General features: G+C 60.6%; 21 protein-coding genes. 10 read left to right on the top strand and 11 right to left on the bottom strand.

Going from position 1 to position 17,569, the window contains the following annotated elements; translation table 11 throughout:
- Positions 1-56: 56 nt before the first annotated feature.
- Both KQ933_RS03280 and KQ933_RS03275 read right to left on the bottom strand, forming a co-directional pair.
- Positions 57-500: a cytochrome c gene (locus tag KQ933_RS03280; RefSeq protein WP_216757372.1), complete on the bottom strand. Its 444-nt coding sequence runs from the start codon at positions 498-500 to the stop codon at positions 57-59.
- Positions 501-630: 130 nt separating this feature from the next.
- A complete protein-coding gene (locus KQ933_RS03275) occupies positions 631-1,266 on the bottom strand; it encodes a LysE family translocator (protein WP_216757371.1) in 636 nt (211 codons plus the stop codon).
- A 126-nt stretch (positions 1,267-1,392) separates the two neighbouring features.
- Between KQ933_RS03275 and KQ933_RS03270 the strand changes: the two genes are divergently transcribed.
- On the top strand, positions 1,393-2,094 hold the full coding sequence (locus tag KQ933_RS03270; RefSeq protein WP_216757370.1) for a YafY family protein: 702 nt from the start codon (positions 1,393-1,395) through the stop codon (positions 2,092-2,094).
- Positions 2,095-2,133: 39 nt separating this feature from the next.
- On the opposite strand, the gene KQ933_RS03265 is transcribed toward KQ933_RS03270, so the two are convergent.
- Positions 2,134-2,904 (bottom strand): SDR family NAD(P)-dependent oxidoreductase, encoded by a 771-nt coding sequence (locus KQ933_RS03265; RefSeq protein WP_216757369.1) that lies wholly within the window; start codon positions 2,902-2,904, stop codon positions 2,134-2,136.
- Positions 2,905-3,063: 159 nt separating this feature from the next.
- Here KQ933_RS03265 and KQ933_RS03260 point away from each other — a divergent pair, with 159 nt between their 5' ends.
- Positions 3,064-3,978, top strand: coding sequence for an AraC family transcriptional regulator (locus KQ933_RS03260; RefSeq protein ID WP_216757368.1), 915 nt, complete (start codon positions 3,064-3,066; stop codon positions 3,976-3,978).
- On the opposite strand, the gene KQ933_RS03255 is transcribed toward KQ933_RS03260, so the two are convergent.
- From KQ933_RS03255 to KQ933_RS03235, 5 genes are all read right to left on the bottom strand, one after another.
- A complete protein-coding gene (locus KQ933_RS03255) occupies positions 3,975-4,820 on the bottom strand; it encodes a metallophosphoesterase (RefSeq protein WP_216757367.1) in 846 nt (281 codons plus the stop codon). The genes KQ933_RS03260 and KQ933_RS03255 overlap by 4 nt on opposite strands.
- Positions 4,821-4,904: 84 nt before the next feature.
- Positions 4,905-5,126, bottom strand: coding sequence for a hypothetical protein (locus tag KQ933_RS03250; RefSeq protein ID WP_216757366.1), 222 nt, complete (start codon positions 5,124-5,126; stop codon positions 4,905-4,907).
- A gap of 36 nt (positions 5,127-5,162) precedes the next feature.
- Entirely contained in the window at positions 5,163-5,573 is a 411-nt protein-coding gene (locus KQ933_RS03245) for an SRPBCC domain-containing protein (RefSeq protein WP_216757365.1), read from the bottom strand.
- Entirely contained in the window at positions 5,570-5,893 is a 324-nt protein-coding gene (locus KQ933_RS03240) for a helix-turn-helix transcriptional regulator (protein WP_216757364.1), read from the bottom strand. The genes KQ933_RS03245 and KQ933_RS03240 overlap by 4 nt, the downstream gene beginning before the upstream one ends.
- Positions 5,894-6,051: 158 nt before the next feature.
- On the bottom strand, positions 6,052-6,654 hold the full coding sequence (locus tag KQ933_RS03235; RefSeq protein ID WP_183735651.1) for a superoxide dismutase: 603 nt from the start codon (positions 6,652-6,654) through the stop codon (positions 6,052-6,054).
- Between the two features lie 70 nt (positions 6,655-6,724).
- Between KQ933_RS03235 and KQ933_RS03230 the strand changes: the two genes are divergently transcribed.
- From KQ933_RS03230 to KQ933_RS03215, 4 genes are all read left to right on the top strand, one after another.
- Positions 6,725-6,874, top strand: coding sequence for a hypothetical protein (locus tag KQ933_RS03230; protein WP_216757363.1), 150 nt, complete (start codon positions 6,725-6,727; stop codon positions 6,872-6,874).
- Between the two features lie 381 nt (positions 6,875-7,255).
- Positions 7,256-8,797 (top strand): hypothetical protein, encoded by a 1,542-nt coding sequence (locus KQ933_RS03225; RefSeq protein ID WP_253958266.1) that lies wholly within the window; start codon positions 7,256-7,258, stop codon positions 8,795-8,797.
- A gap of 132 nt (positions 8,798-8,929) precedes the next feature.
- Positions 8,930-9,595: a class I SAM-dependent methyltransferase gene (locus KQ933_RS03220; RefSeq protein WP_216757361.1), complete on the top strand. Its 666-nt coding sequence runs from the start codon at positions 8,930-8,932 to the stop codon at positions 9,593-9,595.
- Between the two features lie 60 nt (positions 9,596-9,655).
- The gene (locus KQ933_RS03215) at positions 9,656-10,387 is read left to right on the top strand and encodes a sulfite exporter TauE/SafE family protein (protein WP_216757360.1); all 732 of its coding nucleotides are present in this window, start codon (positions 9,656-9,658) and stop codon (positions 10,385-10,387) included.
- Here KQ933_RS03215 and KQ933_RS03210 read toward each other — a convergent pair.
- The gene (locus tag KQ933_RS03210; RefSeq protein ID WP_216757359.1) at positions 10,384-10,731 is read right to left on the bottom strand and encodes a nuclear transport factor 2 family protein; all 348 of its coding nucleotides are present in this window, start codon (positions 10,729-10,731) and stop codon (positions 10,384-10,386) included. The genes KQ933_RS03215 and KQ933_RS03210 overlap by 4 nt on opposite strands.
- Before the next feature lie 190 nt (positions 10,732-10,921).
- Here KQ933_RS03210 and KQ933_RS03205 point away from each other — a divergent pair, with 190 nt between their 5' ends.
- Positions 10,922-12,151: an MFS transporter gene (locus KQ933_RS03205; RefSeq protein ID WP_216757358.1), complete on the top strand. Its 1,230-nt coding sequence runs from the start codon at positions 10,922-10,924 to the stop codon at positions 12,149-12,151.
- A 3-nt stretch (positions 12,152-12,154) separates the two neighbouring features.
- Here KQ933_RS03205 and KQ933_RS03200 read toward each other — a convergent pair whose 3' ends face one another.
- Positions 12,155-12,763, bottom strand: coding sequence for a TetR/AcrR family transcriptional regulator (locus tag KQ933_RS03200; protein ID WP_216757357.1), 609 nt, complete (start codon positions 12,761-12,763; stop codon positions 12,155-12,157).
- Between the two features lie 108 nt (positions 12,764-12,871).
- Here KQ933_RS03200 and gstA point away from each other — a divergent pair, with 108 nt between their 5' ends.
- Positions 12,872-13,555, top strand: coding sequence for a glutathione transferase GstA (gstA, locus tag KQ933_RS03195; protein WP_216757356.1), 684 nt, complete (start codon positions 12,872-12,874; stop codon positions 13,553-13,555).
- 43 nt (positions 13,556-13,598) lie between these two features.
- Here gstA and KQ933_RS03190 read toward each other — a convergent pair whose 3' ends face one another.
- Positions 13,599-14,501, bottom strand: a complete 903-nt coding sequence (locus tag KQ933_RS03190; protein ID WP_216757355.1) for a LysR family transcriptional regulator — start codon at positions 14,499-14,501, stop codon at positions 13,599-13,601.
- 138 nt (positions 14,502-14,639) lie between these two features.
- Between KQ933_RS03190 and KQ933_RS03185 the strand changes: the two genes are divergently transcribed.
- Both KQ933_RS03185 and KQ933_RS03180 read left to right on the top strand, forming a co-directional pair.
- Entirely contained in the window at positions 14,640-15,854 is a 1,215-nt protein-coding gene (locus KQ933_RS03185; RefSeq protein ID WP_216757354.1) for an HlyD family secretion protein, read from the top strand.
- Positions 15,855-15,930: 76 nt separating this feature from the next.
- Entirely contained in the window at positions 15,931-17,553 is a 1,623-nt protein-coding gene (locus KQ933_RS03180; RefSeq protein ID WP_216757353.1) for an MDR family MFS transporter, read from the top strand.
- The last annotated feature ends 16 nt before the right edge of the window (positions 17,554-17,569 follow it).

Below are 17,569 nucleotides of genomic sequence, written 5' to 3'. Positions count from 1 at the left end.
CACCGGCGGCAAGAGCCGGTGCGGATGACGGGATCATGCGAGAACAGCTCTGTCGCCTAGTCGTTCTTGATGCGATAGAGCTGATGACAGCCGCCGCAATTGCCGCCGACCGTGTTCAGCGCAGCGCCGACGCCGGCAGCATCGGCCGGAAGCTGGGCGAGCACGGTTTCGGCGTCGGTAGACAGTTTCGCCGCGCGCGCCTTGAAGTCATCCATGTTTTCCCAGATCTTCGGGCTCGCTTCCGGGTCGCCCGTCTCGGTGCCCGGCTTGAACTGGTCCGGGAAGGCTTTCGCCGTGGTGGCGATCGTCGTCAGCGCCGCCTTGACGGCATCCGCATCATAGGGCTTCGTGCCTTTGGCGATGGCGGATAGCGCACCTGCGGCACCACCGATCTGCTTCATCATTCCGATGCGTGCGTCATGGGTGCCGTCGACAGCCATGGCCGAACCGAGGGCAATGCCGGCGAACGCCACAGCCGCCGCTACTGCTTTCCAATTCATGATTCTCTCTCCATTGTTCCGCCGGCGAAGCCGGCCGAGGGCAATCTGCACCGGGATCATGACAAAATCCATGTGGCCGCATAGTCACGTTTGGCCGGATCCTCATAAAAACAATGTGATAGGAACGAGCTCAGGCCGTCTTCCACCCTTGCCAAAGGCTGATCGCGGATATGACGACCAGCAGCAGGCCGGCGAGACGGCCGATGACGGCAGTCGTATTCGGGTTGGAAACCAGGAGATCACGGCTGCGACCGGCGGTCATGGCGAGCGTGCCATAAACGGCAAGCTGCGTCAGTACTGTCATGATGCCCATGATCAGGCCTTGCAGCCAGATCGGCCCATATTCCGGCTTTATGAATTGCGGGTAGACGGCGAGCACGAAGATATAGGCCTTGGGATTGACGAGGCAGGTGACCGCCCCCTGCCGGAACGCCTTCCAGGTGGATCGCGCCGTGCCGGGGCCGACCGCCTCCACCTTGATCGAACTCTTCATCAGCGAGATGCCGATCCAGATCATATAGGCTACGCCGGCAAAGAGAAGCAGGTTGAAGACGCCAGGCAGCATGGCGACGAGAATGCCCACCCCCGCCGCACCATAGGCCGAATGCACCGCCCCACCCAGCATGATGCCGCTGGTGGCGGCAAGGCCGCGTCTGGTGCCGCCGGTCAGCGCATTGGCGAGCACGAAGAGCATGTCCATGCCCGGCACGATGATGATGCCGAAGAGAAGGGTGAAGTAGAGCCAGAGGCTTTGGTGATAATCCATGTCAGTTGTCCGTCCCGTATTTTCGTGCACTTTTCTGGAAGCGTATCAATTTCAATCCGATAGATGGCTCTATACGGGAAGCCAACTGACAGTGTATTGTCAGGAGCGTTGGAGAAAGGGCGACAAATGCGCAAGGCCTCCAGGCTTTTCGAGATCATCCAGATATTGCGGCTGGCCAAGAAGCCGATGACCGCAGCGGTCATGGCCGAGAGGCTGGAGGTGACGGTGCGCTCGATCTACCGCGACATCGCTGCGCTGCAGGCGATGCGCGTGCCGATTGAGGGCGGACGCGGCATTGGCTATATCATGCGGCCGGGCTTCGATCTGCCGCCGCTGATGTTTTCGATCGAAGAGACGGAAGCGATCGTGCTGTCGCTGGCGCTCCTGGAGCGCACCGGCGACGAAGAGCTGAAGCTTGCGGCGCGGCGCGTCAACCAGAAGCTTGCCGGTGCAGTACCCGCACCGTTGCGCCAGGCGATGGAAAACAAGGCGCTCTATGCCTGGGGCACGATCGCCCCGGCGCCCGCAGGCGTTGACCTTGCCATCGTTCGGCGGGCGATCCGCGACGAGCGCAAGCTAACCCTGAGCTATCGCGACGAAATGGGACGCGCGACCGAACGGATGATCCGCCCGATCGCGCTGATCTATTATTCCCAGACGGCCAATATCGTTGCCTGGTGCGAACTCAGGCAGGCGATCCGCAATTTCCGCGGCGACCGGGTGGAGGCCTGCGTGGAGGCCAACGTCTTCTTCAAGGGTGAAGGTGATGGTCTGCGCACGCTCTGGACCGAGAGCTGGACGGAGAAGCCGCTGGCGGCCAACGCATGAGCCAAGCTTGCCAGCCCCTCTTACCCACCCAGCAAGAACTCAGAGTGCCATGCCGCCGGAGACCTCGATGCGCTGGGCGTTGACCCAGCGGTTGGCCTCCGTCAGCAGCGAGGCAATCATCGGGCCGATATCGTCGGGCACGCCGGCGCGGCCAAGCGCCGTCATGGAGGCGACCCTGCGGTTGATCTCCGGATTGTCGCGCACCATGCCGCCGCTGAAATCGGTAGCGATGGCGCCAGGTGCGACCGTGTTGACGGCGATGCCGCGAGAACCAAGCTCATTGGCCATGTAACGCGTCAACACTTCGACCGCCCCCTTGAGCGAGCCGTAGGCCGAGGAACCCGGCACGGTGACGCGGGCAAGACCGCTGGAAAGATTGACGATGCGGCCGCCGTCGGCGATTACGGGCAGCAGCTTCTGGGTCAGGAAGAAGACGCCCTTGAAATGGATGTTGTAGAGCCTGTCCATTTCCTCCTCGGTCGTCTCGAGGATCGATGCATGGTAGCTGGTACCGGCATTGTTGACGAGAAAATCGAAGCGCTCGCGGCCCCAGCCCTTCAGCACCGAGCGGACATTTTCCACGAAAGCATCGAAGACGGCGACATTGCCGGTATCGAGCTGCAGGGCGGAGGCCTTGCGGCCGAGTGCTTCGACTTCGGCCACGACCTTGTCGGCCTCGGCGCGATTGGAGTTGTAAGTGAAGATCACGTCGACGCCATCACGGGCGAGGCTGACGACGGTATTGCGGCCAAGGCCGCGGCTGCCGCCGGTGACGATTGCGGTTTTCGAATTCGTGTTCTGATCTGTCATCTCGGTTACTCCTTGTTAGGATGACTGGAATCTAGGTCCTGACACCCTTTTTCTTGAATGCCGAAAACGTCGAACTTCTTGCCTATTCCTCCAAACAGGTTGTCGCCTCCCGTCTACGGAGTAAGATGGCCCGCAAAGGCCGCCATCCGGAGAACGACGATGTCCAATGAAATCAAGACTGTACTCAACCAGTACATGGACAGCCATGGCGGCGACGACGGGCTGTTTGCAACTGCCCTGCCCGGCTTCTACCTGATGCGTTCTTCCACGCTGACCATGCCGAAGCCTGCGATCTATCGGCCGGCGCTCTGCATCATCATCGACGGCGCCAAGCAGATCATGTTCGGAGAGCGGCTCTATACCTATAGAGCCATGCAGGCGCTGGTTATCAGCGTGGAAATGCCGGCCTTCGGCCAGGTGATAGAGGCAAGCGCGGAACGGCCGATGATCGCGCTGACGCTGGAACTCGATGTCACTATTCTGCGCGACGTTCTGGAGGCAATGGAAACTCCGCCGAAGCCTTCGGGTGAAGGCGGTCCCGGCGTTTTCGTGCAGCATTTCGGGGCAGAGCTGCAGGACTGCATCCTGCGGCTGATGCGCATGCTGGGCGCACCGAAATCTGTCCCGATCCTGCGACAGGCGATCCTGCGCGAGATCAGCTTCTGGCTGCTGTCAGGCGAAAACAGCAGCGAGGTCTGCAAGCTGGCGCTGCCCGGCAGCCAGACGCGGCGTGTGGCAGATGCCATTCACCTGCTGCGCGACAATTTCACGGCGCCGGTGCGAGTGGAGCAGCTGGCGGCGGCAGCAAGGATGAGCCCATCCTCCTTTCACCAGCATTTCAAGATGCTGACCTCTATGAGCCCCCTGCAATATCAGAAACAGTTGCGGCTTCTGGAAGCGCGGCGGCTCATGGTGGCCGATGGCATCAATGCTGCCAATGCCGCCTATCAGGTGGGCTATGAAAGCGCCTCGCAGTTCAGCCGCGAATATTCGCGCATGTTCGGCACGCCGCCGAAGAAGGACGCGCAGGAGCACCGGGTCCAGCCGGCGGCGATCGCAACGGAAGTGTCTTAGTAGTTGAGCGTGCGACTATCCTCGCGGCCGAAACCGCGGATTTCCATTCGGTTCGCGTAGACATCGACGATGGCGAAGGTGTTTTCGCTCTCGGTATCGACCACGCCCTTGAAATTGACGAAGTGGCAGCCACCGACCTTGCCGTAGTTGCCGACATGGTTATGGCCGTTGAGATAGGCAACGACATTGTCCTGCGAAGACAGCAGTTCGACAATGCGCTCGCGATCCCACATGTCATGCTCGCAGGGCGGATGAACGGGGAAGTGATTCATGACGATCACCTTCTCGCTCGCAGTCTTCGCCCTTTCGATTTCGCCGGCCAGCCAGCCGAACTGCTCGTCGCTCAGCGATGCGTTCCACTCATGGGCGTTATCGGCGCCGGCCGCCAGCAGAGCCGCCAGACGCTCGCGGCCGAGTGCACGGAAGGCATGGCCCTCCGGTGGCGCAAAAGTGCTGACCTCGTTGCCGTTGAGCACGATGAAACGGAAAGCGTGGCGTTGGAAACTATAATAAGGCGCCGGCATGCCGACCCGTTCCGCGACCTTTTCCAGATGGTCAGGGGCGACGCCGAAATCGTGATTGCCGAGCAGGAAGAACGCTTCGTGATGCAGCGTGTCATAGACCGGCAGGATATCGTCGAAACTCATGAAATCGCGGTCGATGATATCGCCGAGCGTCATGACGAAGCTCAGTTCCTCGCCATTGAAGGTCTCGATCGCGGACGCGACCTTGGCGAGGCTGTTGGCATAGTAGCGCCCCATCTCGACCTGTGGTTCGATGGCGGCATATTGCGGATCGGCGATGATGCCGAAGCGGAAAAGAGGAAGATCAGCTGATGACATACGGCGTGATGTAGAGACCGCGGATGACAGCGATATGACGCTGCGGCCAGCCGCGACCTTTTGATAGGAAGCCCCTGCGATGCCTCAGCTTGCGGCCGATGCCTGTTCACGGCGACCGGTAAAGAAGGGCAACGCGAACATGTAGAGGCCGCTGAACATAAGCAGGAAAAGTGGCGGCAGCGGCGAATAGACCACCCAGACCGGCGGTGTACCGACTGCCATCGTGACGAAATTGGCAATGACTGTCACCGTGAAGATGATCGACAGCCAACGGTGGAGCTGACGAATAGACTTGTTCCAATTCATTGATATTCCTCCTCAGGCCGATGCCTTGTGTCCGTATCAATCCGCGCGTGCCAGAACCTGCTGCAGATTTTCGAAGAAGCGCTGCCATCCGAACTTGGCGCCCTGATAGGCCTGCTCCTGATCCGGGCGGAAGCCGGACTGTTCCATGCGCAGATGGGTGCCTGAATCGATGGGTGTCAGCGTCCAGGTGACGGTGCTTTCGAGGCCGTAGGCATCCCAGGTATAGGCAAGCGTCCTGTTCGGCTCTATCTCCAATACTCGGCAATCGACGGAGCCCCATTCGGCGCTGAGCTTGAAGCGTTGATCCGCAACGGGCTTGAAGTCGTTCTTCATCAGCCATTCCTCGATCAGATGCGGCTGGGTCAGCGCGCGCCAGATCTTTTCGGGCGGGAAGGCGATCTCCCGCTCGACGACAACGGAGCGGATTTCAGGCAAGGTCTCGTTCATTGGTCCATCCTTTTGAGCAGATCTTCGAGATCGTCGAACCGCTTCTCCCAGAAGCCGGTCATCTCTGTCGTCCAGTCCGCCAGAGGCGCAAGCGCCTTGATCTCGGCGGTATAATGGGTCTGGCGGCCTTCATGACGGTCGCGCACGAGGCCGGCGGTTTTGAGCACCGCCAGATGCTTCGATACGACAGGCTGAGAAACACCGGCCCGCGCCGTCAGCGCGCCGACAGTCTTCTCGCCTTCGCGGCACAGGCGCTCGAAGATCGCCCTTCGGGTCGGATCGGAAAGCGCCCTGAAAAGCGCGTCATGAGCATTCGACATGCGAATTCATACCCGTTTAGCTATGGATTCACTTATAGCCAGATGGCTATGAATGAGTCAAGCAATCTTCCAATTGCCGGTGTGCCAGGCTCTCGCGGAAACGAAAACACCCGGCGCTTGCGGCGCCGGGTGCTGAAAAGCCGAATGTTCGTAAGAACTTACTTCGTCGCCGCTTCGTAGCGTTCCAGCACGTAGTCCCAGTTGATCAGGCTGTCGATGAAGGCCTCGAGGTACTTCGGGCGCAGGTTGCGGTAGTCGATGTAATAGGAGTGTTCCCACACGTCGACGCCGAGGATCGGGGTCGCACCGTGCACGAGCGGGTTCTCGCCGTTCGGGGTCTTGGAGATTTCGAGCTTGCCGTTCTTGACGGAAACCCAGGCCCAGCCGGAGCCGAACTGCGTTGCGCCGGCAGCGGCGAAATCGGCCTTGAACTTGTCATAGCCGCCGAGATCGGAAGTGAAGGCAGCTTCGAGCTTGCCCGGCAGCTTGTTGCCGCCGCCACCCTTCTTCATCCACTTCCAGAAATGGATGTGGTTGTAGTGCTGGGCAGCATTGTTGAACAGGCCGGCATTGGTGCCGAAGGACTTCTTGACGACCTCTTCCAGGGAGAGATCGGCCAGGCCGGCTTCCGCTGCAAGCTTGTTGCCGTTGTCGACGTAAGCCTTGTGGTGCTTGTCGTGGTGGAACTCCAGCGTCTCCTTCGACATGAAGGGAGCAAGGGCGTCGTAGTCATAGGGAAGTTCAGGCAATTCGAAAGCCATATCAGATCTCCTCTTGGCAATAGATTGCGTCATCGGCAGGTGAGGCGGAACATAGGAGGGGAAGCACGGAGTGGCAACCGGCGAATTATCAAAAAACAACGACTTCGAGGAAAAATTACCTCTCGCAACGGGCTCTCTCCAAAAGCGCAAATCACAGGCCGTGCCGCGCTTTGCGGGATATGAAGCCGGTATGACGGCAAGACGGGAAGATGGCATATAAAGGAATAAAATGCCCTCCCCCGCCAAGCCCGCATTTCCTTTGAGCCCCATCCGGAAAATGAGCCCTGCTCGCGTCCCGCTCAACCGCGCCGCGCGTCTTTTCAGACGCGCAAAGGCCGCTGTAGCACTTTAAATTGCCGCATAATTTCATCCTTAAATCGATTCCGATTTAAGGAATTATGCAGTAAGGGCGGCCGCCGGGATTTCAATAAAAATCTGTTAATTTCTTTTGGGCGCTTTGACAGGCGATGAATAGCGCGTCTTAGATGCAACCCATGGCTATCGGAGAGTTTTAGCACAACCTTCGACAGAATTAACTTAATTAGCATAACATAAATCATTTCAGGGACTTCTGACATCAACTTCGGGGCGTGTGATGGTCATGAGCTTTTTTCGTCGTAATGAAGAACCCGTCAAGCCGGGTTTGAGAGTATCCAGCCATCGCCAGACGTTGTCCGTCACCGAACAGACGGGTCTCGTGGACAAACCGCCGGTGCAGTACAGCGTTTCGGAAATCGACGATTTCCAGGCTTTCGGCACAGCGATCGAGGAAAACAAGCAGTCTTCCGAGGAGCTGCTGGTCAGCTTGACGTCGCTGCAGGAGCGGGTTTCCTCGCTGCTCGGCGCACACAGCCACTCGCTCAACGAAACGGGCGCGCTGAGGGCCGAATGTTCGCGTTTGAGCTCGCTGCTCGACTATGAGAGCAATGCGCGGCGCAAGGCCGATCAGGAAAACCAGCGCCTGACGGCCGACAACAAGGAGCTGAAACTCGACGGCAGCCAGCTTCGCGTCGAGGCCGGCACTTACCGCGAAGAACTGGTGAAGCTGCAGGGCGTGCACGAGCTGACGCGGGAAGAATTCACCGTCGTCGAGGCGCGGCTGATCGATGCCGAGCGAGAGATTCGCGACCGGGCGCTGCAATTCGACGAGGTTTCCTCGCAGCTTCGCCGCACACAGCAGGACCTTGATGCGCGCAGCCGCGAGCTGACGAGCACCCGCGAGAAGCTGGAGCTGGAAACCACGGCCCATCAGCTGCTCGCCGAAAGCTCACGCCGGGAAAACAGCATCCAGCTTCGCGAAATCGCCCGCCTCAATGAAGAGCGCAGCCACCTCAGGACCAATCTTTCGGAGCATGAGGCGCTGACACGCGGCCTGCAGTCCTCCGTCGCCAACCTGAAGCAGGACCTGGCCGCCTCCGAGGAGCGTTATCGCCGCCTGGAAGCTGAGTTCGAGACGCTGGAAACCTCTTCGACGCTCGAGATCGCCAACCTGCGTACCAAACACGAAGCAGTCGGTTCCAAGTCTGAACTCATCGAGAAGCTGCTGTCGACCGCCAATAGCCGCAACAAGATGACGGACGAAGAGTTGCAGTCCACCCGCGTGGAACTGAAGCGCACCAAGTCCGAGCTTGCCACGGCTCTGGCGCGCCTGGAGCGGATGACCGACGAGATCAACCGCGTGCGCCTCAACGGCACGGAAAGCGAAGCGGCCCGCCGTGAGCTCGCCGCCCACAGCAATGATCTCGTCTTGAAGCTGCGCGAGGCCGAAAGCCAGCGCAACAAGCGCGACCGCGAGATCGAAGCCTTCAAGCACGATCTCGATACGCGCCTCGATACCGACCGTTACGAAATCAGCCAGCTCCGCACGAGCCTGGAAATCGCCAAGTCGGAAATCCGCCAGCTTCGCGCCGAACGCGCGATCCTCAGCGGCCAGCTCGAAGTGGCGCGCGGCGATCGTCCAGCCCTTGCCGACGCATTGCCCGTCGAAGAGCCTGTGAAGGAGGAGGTCCGCATGCCGGCTGCCACCTTCGCGCCGATGATCGACATTTCCAACAAGTCGCTGCGCAGCGGCATGATCGCCGGCTCCGTCAACGACGAGCTCGCCGCCATCGAAGCCGATCTGCGCACGCCGCCGGCAGAGTGATCCAGGCTCTCTTCGGCGAGAGGGAACTTTCCGCCGAAAACAAAAGTGGCACGACTGACAGTCCTTTGCCTGTCGCCGGAACCGGAGCCTGTCTTCGCGAGTTTGAAGGCAGGGTCTGGAGGAGGCGCTGACATGGGACAAGTTCAAAATCGGGGACACGTACAAAAACAGGCTGAAGACCAGCAGAAAATCTATCAGCGCTGGGCACCGGTCTATGACCGGGTCTATCGCAGCATCCTGCGCGATGGGCACCGCACGCTGGCGCGGCTCGCTGCTGACGCCGGCGCCGACATTCTGGAAATCGGCGTCGGCACCGGGCTGGTGCTTTCCCACTATCCGCGACGCTGCCGGGTGACGGGAATCGACATTTCCGAGCACATGATCGCCAAGGCGCGAGAAAAAATCGCCCGCCACAAGCTTTTCCATGTGCACCAATTAAAGGTGATGGACGCGCATGCGCTGGCCTTCGACGACAAATCTTTCGATGCTGTCTGCCTGCCTTTCGTCATCACGCTCATCCCCGATCCGGAACAGGTGCTAGACGAATGCGCCCGCGTTTTGAGGCCGGGCGGCGAGATCATCCTTGCCAGCAAGCTCGGCGATGGTATCGGGCTGCAGGGCGCAATCGAGGAGGTGGTGGCGCCGCTTGCCCGGCGGATCGGTTGGAGCTCGTCTTTCCGGATCAGTCGGATCACCGACTGGGCACGCGCGAGCGGTTTCGATGCGATCGAAATACTACCGGTCTTCCCAAACGGCTTCTTCAAGGTCATCCGCCTCAAGCGGCGCTCGAATGTTTGAGGCGGAGTTTTTTCGCCCTTAATGCGTTTGCATCAGGACCTTCGCTCGTCAGGGACTTTCATGACCACCGATTTCTTCCTCTTCATTGTCGTTGGTTTCTGCGCACAGATCGTCGACGGAGCTCTCGGCATGGCCTTCGGCGTGTTGTCCACGACCAGCCTGCTGGCGCTCGGCGTGCCGGTCGCCAATGCCAGCGCCATGACCCATGTGACAGAAATGTTCACGACGGCAGCGTCGGGCATTTCCCATGTCTGGCACCGCAATGTCGACTGGAAGCTCGTGGCGCGGCTCGCACCCGCCGGCATGATCGGCGGGGCGGTCGGCGCCTTCCTGCTTGCAAGTGTCGACGGCAAGGTGATCGAGCCCTTCGTCTCAGCCTATCTGATCGCCATTGGCCTCATCATTCTCTGGAAAGCCTTCCACCCGACGCGCAAACGCGACGTCCGCGACTGGATGGTGCCACCTGTCGGGCTTTGCGGCGGCGTGCTGGATGCGGTCGGCGGCGGCGGGTGGGGACCGATCGTCACCAGCTCGCTCGTCGGCCGCGGTCACGATCCGAAGCGAGTGATCGGCTCGACCAGCTTCACCGAATTCGCGGTGACGCTGATCATTTCGATCACCTTCATGCTGACGCTCGGCTGGTCGGAGCTCGGCTCGGCGGTCGGGCTGATCATCGGCGGCGTGATCGCCGCCCCCTTCGGCGCGATCCTCGTCAAGCGGCTGCCGGTTAAACCGCTGATGGTCGCGGTTTCGATCATTATTGTCGCTACATCGGCGATACGGTTTTTCTAAGTCGTATTGCGGCCGAAATAGACATCGACCGCCGCTATCCTGTCGCCGGCGAAGCGAAAGCTCTCCATGTTGCGGAAGGCCTTGCCGCCAGCCATTTCGGCGCGGTAACGCACGACGCCCTCATCACCCTGAACCGCCAGGAACTCGATGTCGAAGGCATTGAGTGCCGGCTCGTTCGGCCAGCAGCGCTCGAAATAGGTGGCACGGTCGATGTGATCGTCCTGCGGACTGGAAAAAGTGAAATCATCCGTCAGCATCGCGCCCACGATATCCTTGCGGTGATCGATATAGGCTGCGTAGAGATTGCGCAGCATCCGGGCACGGTGTTCATCCCTGTTGCTCATGTCTGCTTCTCCCTATCACCGATTGCGTCTTGCAATCAGTTAGAGGCGAGATCGCGACTTTCAAGCGGCTTTTCCCTTTGCCGGCAGGTCTGATTGGGCGGAATCCGTCCTTGGCAGCTTTTGGGGTTGTGCCTAAAGTGAGGATCGCTTCACCTTGGCCGCGGCCAGACTGTACCGAAGAAGATCCGCAATGACCGATACCCAATGGGACGCCGCAAAGGCGGTGCCCGGCTCCGCCTACTGGAAACGCAATCTCGTCATCTCGCTGCTCGGCTCGTTCACGACCATCGTGGCGATGACGCTGCTTCTTCCATTTCTTCCGCTTTACGTGGAAGAACTCGGCGTGAGCGACCATGCGGCGATCGTGCAGTGGTCGGGCATCGCCTATGGTGCGACCTTCTTTGCCGCCGCATGCGTCGCGCCGCTCTGGGGCCGGCTCGGCGACATCTACGGGCGCAAGCTGATGCTGGTGCGCGCAAGCCTCGGCATGACCATCGCCATCTCGCTGATGGGCATGGCCGGCAGCGTCTGGCAACTCGTGGCGCTGCGTCTCTTCGTCGGCCTGGCAGGTGGCTATGCCTCGGGCTCGATGGTGCTGGTGGCAACACAGACCCCGAAAGACCGATCCGCCTGGGCACTCGGCGTGCTGTCGTCGGGCATCATGGCCGGCAATCTCGTCGGCCCGTTGATCGGCGGGGCACTGCCGCCCATCATCGGCATCCGCGGCACCTTTCTGGCCGCCGGCGGCATGATCTTTCTCGCCTTCCTCGCCACCACCTTCCTCATCAAGGAGGAGAAATCGGCGGCCCGCAAACAGGCGGCCAAGGCATCCGGCGGCTGGAGATCCATTCCCGACAAGGGGCCAGTGGTGGCGATGCTCGCGACCGGCCTGCTGCTGATGCTCGCCAATATGTCGATCGAGCCGATCATCACCGTCTATGTGGCACAGCTCGTGCCCGATCAGGGTCAGGTGACGATGGTGGCCGGCATCGTCATGTCGGCGGCGGCACTCGGCAGCATTCTCTCTGCCTCGCGGCTCGGGAAGCTTGCCGACCGGATCGGCCACTGGCCGGTTATTGCCGGGGCGCTCGCGGTCGCCGGCCTGCTGCTCATCCCGCAGGCGTTTGTCACCTCGTCCTGGCAGCTCATCGTTCTACGCTTCCTGATGGGCGTGGCGCTCGGCGGGTTGCTGCCCTGCATCGCCGCAGTCATCAGGCATAGCGTGCCCGACAGCGCGGCCGGCAGTATCCTCGGCCTTTCCATCTCTTCGCAGTATGTGGGCCAGGTCGCCGGACCTGTTCTCGGCGGCTTCGTCGGCGGGCGCATCGGCATGCCGGCGGTCTTTCTCGGCACCTGCGTTCTGCTGCTCGCGGGCGCGGCTTTCACATGGCTGGTGCGGACGAAAGAGGAAGAAGTCTGAACCTCAGGCTTTGCCGCAGATCGTGTCTACGCCGGACTGCGCCAAGGATTCCAGCGTCTCACGACTGTCGCCGGCGCGGGCGCGGACGGCGAGCGAATGCATGATGGCGGAGGCGAGCCTCGCAAGTGTGTGAGGGTCGCCTCCATCCGGCAACTCGCCCCGTTCTATCGCGAGCTCCATGCGTTTCTCGATCTCACCGTCAAAATCGTTGAGGCTGCGGTTCAGCACCTCCCGAACGCTCTCGTGCTGGATCGCTTCGGCCGTTGCGGTGCCGATGAGGAAGCAGCCGCGCGCGGATGTCTCGCCATGAAGGTAGATGTCCAAGGCGCGGCTATAGACACGCCCTAGATTTTCACGCAACGGCAGCGATGGGTCGAGCGCGTTTGCCAGCACATCCATGCTTTCGGCGCGATAGCCCTCCAAAGCATCGAGGTAGAGAGCCTCCTTGTCGCCGAACGCGCCGTAGAGGCTCGGGCGATTGAGCTGGGTGGCAGCGCTCAGCGTATCCAGTGACGTGCCGGCAAAGCCCCGGTCCCAGAACACCTCCCTCGCCTTTTCCAATGTCACCTTCGCATCGAAGGCTCTTGGGCGACCGCGCTTCTTCTCGTTCATTTTATACCGCTTCGCATAAAATAATTGACCGATGGAATTTTATGCGAAATAGTACAAATGTCCAACGAATTGATATAGGCAGCCTCGCGCCGCCGCAGGAGGAGACCCATGAAACTCTATATGCACGCAGCCGCCTGTTCGCTCTCGCCGCATATCGTCTGCCGCGAACTCGATATCGATATCGAGCTCATTACGGTCGATCGAACGACGCACCGGACCAGCGAAGGTGACGACTATTTCGCCATCAACGGCAATGGCTATGTGCCAGCGCTGGTACTCGACGACGGCAAGGTGCTGACGGAGGGACCTGTTATCGTCCAGTTCCTCGCCGACAGCGCACCCAATGGACGCAGGATGCTGCCGGAGATGGGCAGCTTTGCCCGAAATCAGGTTCAGTCCCTGCTGAACTTCATTACCTCAGAGCTCCACAAGCCGATGGCGATGCTCTTCAACGCCGACTATGCCACCGCACATGAGGCCATGCGCGCGGTCGTTCACAAGCGTCTCGACTGGATCAACAGCAGGCTCGCCGACCCCTATCTCACCGGCGAGGATTTTACGGTCGCGGATGCCTATCTCTTCGTCTGCCTCAACTGGTCGCCGTGGATCAAAGTCGATCTCGATCGGTTTCCCGCGATTCCGGCATTCATGAAACGTGTCGCGGCGCGTCCGGCAGTGCTGACTGCATTGAGCGAGGAAGGGCTGATGACCTTCGATGCCGGCGGGAAATTCTTTGCGCCGACCGCCTATATCCAGTCCGCTGGTTACGCTGGCTCGCCTGTCTGTCCCTGACGGAATGCCGCTCCGGCGAAAAGCCGTCTCGCCGGGCGCTTTTTCACGTCATCCATTTGCGATGTTCGGCAAAGCGCTCCACCAGCATGTCGAGGAAGAGCCGGACTTTGGTCGGCAGATGGCTGCGGTTGGGGTAGACCGCGTTGATGAAAATCTCGACGCCGCGATAATCCGGCATCATGCTGACGAGACGACCCGTGGCAAGATCTTCTGACACGACGAAGCTCGGCGCCATGAAAATCCCCTGCCCGCTCAGCACCAGATAACGTAGCGCCTCGGCGCTGTTGGAAATGATGCTGCCGCCGACCTTGACACTTTCCTGCTTGCCTTGCTTGTCCTCGAACCGCCATTCGTCGCCAAAGGGATAGTAGGTATATTGCAGGCAATTGTGCTCGGCGACTTCGGCAGGCGTCGTCGGCATGGCATGGGTTTTCAAATAGTCCGGCGAACAGACCAGGAAATGCCGCCACGGCGTCAGCTTGCGCGCCACCAGGCTTGAATCCGGAGAGGGCGTCGTGCGGATCACCAGATCATATCCATCCTCGATCATATCCACCGCGCGTTCGCCGATGCTGAAATCGATCGAGACGGCCGGATAGAGCGTCATGAACTCGTTGATGACAGGCAGCAGGAAGCGGACGATGGCGCTGCTGGTGTAGAATCGCAGCGTGCCGCGCGGCGTCGAGCTCAATGCGCCAGCGGTGCGGTCCGCCTCCTCCAGATCGGCAAGGATTTGCGCAGAGCGTTCGTAGTAGTATTTGCCGGTTTCGGTCAGGCTCACCTTGCGGGTCGTGCGGTTCAGGAGGCGCACGCCAAGGCGATCTTCCAATGATTGCACATGATTGCCCACCATGGTGACGGACATATTAAGGCGCCTTGCCGCCGCCGAAAAGCCGCCGCACTCCACCACCCGACCGAAAACTGTGAGGCTGGTCAGCCGATCCATGTTGCGCTCCGATTATCCACTGAGAGTTGATGATCTTTCCCGAAAAGCGCAGATTATCAGATTGCAGTTCCGGGTCCATCTTCCACGCCATCGAACAAGGCTTCGCATGAACGAGGCCGAGATGCATGGAGACGGACAATGGTTGAACTGCCCCGCAATGATGCGTTCAAGACTGCCCAGCAAGGCGGGATCGCTCCCACCGCCGAAGCCGCGACGCCCGCCGCGGAAGCACTGGCAGCTGCCGCAGCAGGGGTCGAAGCCCCGAAGAAGAACGGTCGCAAAGCCATCAAGCGCGCCGTCATCGCCGCAGCGCTGCTTGCCGGCGTCGCCTTCGCGGGCGATTTCGGCTACCGCTACTGGACGGTCAGCCGTTTCATCGAATCCACCGACGATGCTTATGTGAAGGCTGATTACACGACCGTCGCACCGAAGGTCGCCGGCTATATCAAACAGGTCCTCGTCAACGACAATGACCCGGTCAAGGCCGGACAGGTTCTCGCCCGCATCGACGATCGCGACTTCCAGGCCGCGCTCTCGCAGGCCCGGGCCGATGTAAAGGCTGCCGAGGCTGCCGTCACCAATCTCGACACCCAGATCTCGCTGCAGCAGTCGATCATTGCTCAGGCGCGTGCCACGCTCGATGCTTCGCAGGCCTCGCTCACTTTTGCCCAATCCGATGCCGACCGCGCCAGCCGGCTGATCACCAACGGCGCCGGCACGCAGTCCCGCGCCGAACAGAGCCAGTCGCTGAAGGATCAGGCGGCGGCCGCCGTCGAGCGCGATCGGGCCGCTGTCGTTGCCGCCGAGAACAAAGTGCCGGTGCTGCAGACGCAGCGCGAACAGGCACTTGCCCAGCGCGACCGCGCTCTTGCTGCCGCACGCCAGGCGGAGCTTAACCTCTCCTATACGGATATTGTCGCGGCCGTTGACGGCACGGTCGGCGCCCGGTCGATCCGCGTCGGCCAATATGTCACCTCGGGTACGCAGCTGATGGCCGTCGTGCCGCTGCATGCGGTCTATGTCGTCGCCAATTTCAAGGAAACGCAGCTGACCTTCGTGCGCCCCGGCCAGGCGGTGGAGATAAAGGTCGACAGCTTCCCCGACATTGCGATCAAGGGCCATGTCGACAGCGTCTCGCCGGCAAGCGGTCTCGAATTTTCGCTGCTGCCGCCCGACAATGCCACAGGCAATTTCACCAAGATCGTCCAGCGCATCCCCGTCAAGATCGTCATCGATGACGAACGCCTTGCCGGCCTGCTGCGCTCGGGCATGTCGGTCATTCCTGATATCGATACCAAGGCCGCTCAGACCTCCGCGGCCGCGGAGGAAGGATTATCCACTCCTGCTGGATGATCCTTCCGCTTCTTTCTCCGACATCACCACACAGCGTCGTGAGACAGTTTTCCGCAGAGCCGGAAGGAGATAAGTCATGGCTACGCTTCAGATCGCCGCAAACAGCAACTCGGCCGCGCGCCCTGCCGCTACGGCCATCCCCGCTGCCAAACCGGTCATGAGCCCGCTTCGCATGTGGACCGCCGTCGTCGGCTCCACGCTTGGCGCCTTCATGGCTATCCTCAACATCCAGATCGTCAATGCTTCGCTTGCCGACATCCAGGGCGCGATCGGCGCCGGCACAGACGATGGCGGCTGGATCTCGACCTCCTACCTGATCGCCGAGATCGTCGTCATTCCGCTCAGCGCATGGCTTGCGCGCGTCTTCTCGGTCCGCAACTATCTGCTGGTCAACGCCCTCCTCTTCCTGGTCTTCTCGGTCGCCTGCGCCTTCGCTGTCAACCTGCAGCAGATGATCATCCTGCGCGCCATCCAGGGCTTTACCGGCGGCGTGTTGATCCCGATGGCCTTCACGATCATCATCACGTTGCTGCCCAAGCCCAAGCAGCCGATGGGCCTTGCACTCTTTGCGCTCTCGGCGACTTTCGCGCCAGCGATCGGCCCAACCATTGGCGGATATTTCACCGAAAACTGGGGCTGGGAATACATCTTCTATATCAACCTCGTGCCTGGCGCGCTGATGGTTGGCATGCTCTGGGCCTCGCTCGATCGTGCACCGACGAACCTCGGCCTGCTTGCCAAGGGCGACTGGCCCGGCATCATCACCATGGCGATCGGTCTTGCCGCGCTGCAGACTGTGCTGGAGGAAGGCAATAAGGAAGACTGGTTCGGCTCGGATTTCATCATCCGTCTCTCGATCATTGCCGCCGTGTCGCTGACGCTCTTCCTCATCATCGAACTGAAGGTTGCCCATCCGCTCTTGAACCTGCGCCTGTTTGCCCGCCGTAACTTCGGCTTCGGCATCCTTGCGAACTTCCTGCTGGGCATCGCGCTCTATGGTTCCGTCTTCGTGCTACCGATCTACCTGACCCGCATCCAGGGTTATAACTCCGAGCAGATCGGCTTTGTGCTTGCCTGGACCGGCATCCCGCAGCTTCTGCTGATCCCCCTGGTGCCGCGCCTGATGAAGCGCTTCGACGTCCGCCTGCTGATTATCGTCGGCTTTGCCCTCTTTGCCGCTTCGAACTTCATGAACGTGCATATGACAGGCGACTATGCGAGCGACCAGCTCTTCTGGCCGAATGTCGTGCGTGCCGTCGGTCAGGCCCTTGTCTTCACGCCGCTGTCGGCGATCGCCACATCAGGTATCGAGCCGGAAAATGCCGGTTCGGCTTCCGCCCTCTTCAACATGATGCGCAATCTCGGCGGTGCGGTCGGCATAGCCTCGCTGCAGACCTTCCTGTCGAAGCGCGAGCAGTTCCATTCGAATATCCTGACCAACTCGGTGTCGGTCTTCGAGGAAGCCACCCGCGAGCGTGTCGCCAGGATGACCGCCTACTTCATGAACCATGGCGTTACCGATCAGGCGCTTGCCACCCACAAGGCGATCGTTGCCATCGCGCTGAAGCTGCGCAAGCAGGCCAATATCATGGCCTTCAGCGACACGTTCTTCCTGCTCGGCCTCGCCCTCGTCATCGCTCTTCTTGCGACCCTGCTCCTCAAGAAACCCGGCCAGGTCTCCGGCGGCGGCGCTCACTGAGATCAGCGCGTCCCAA

This window comes from Rhizobium sp. WYJ-E13 (assembly GCF_018987265.1).
In the GTDB taxonomy this organism is placed as follows: domain Bacteria; phylum Pseudomonadota; class Alphaproteobacteria; order Rhizobiales; family Rhizobiaceae; genus Rhizobium.
Note: the sequence above shows the minus strand (reverse complement) of the source record. Positions and strands in the feature narration are given on the sequence as shown.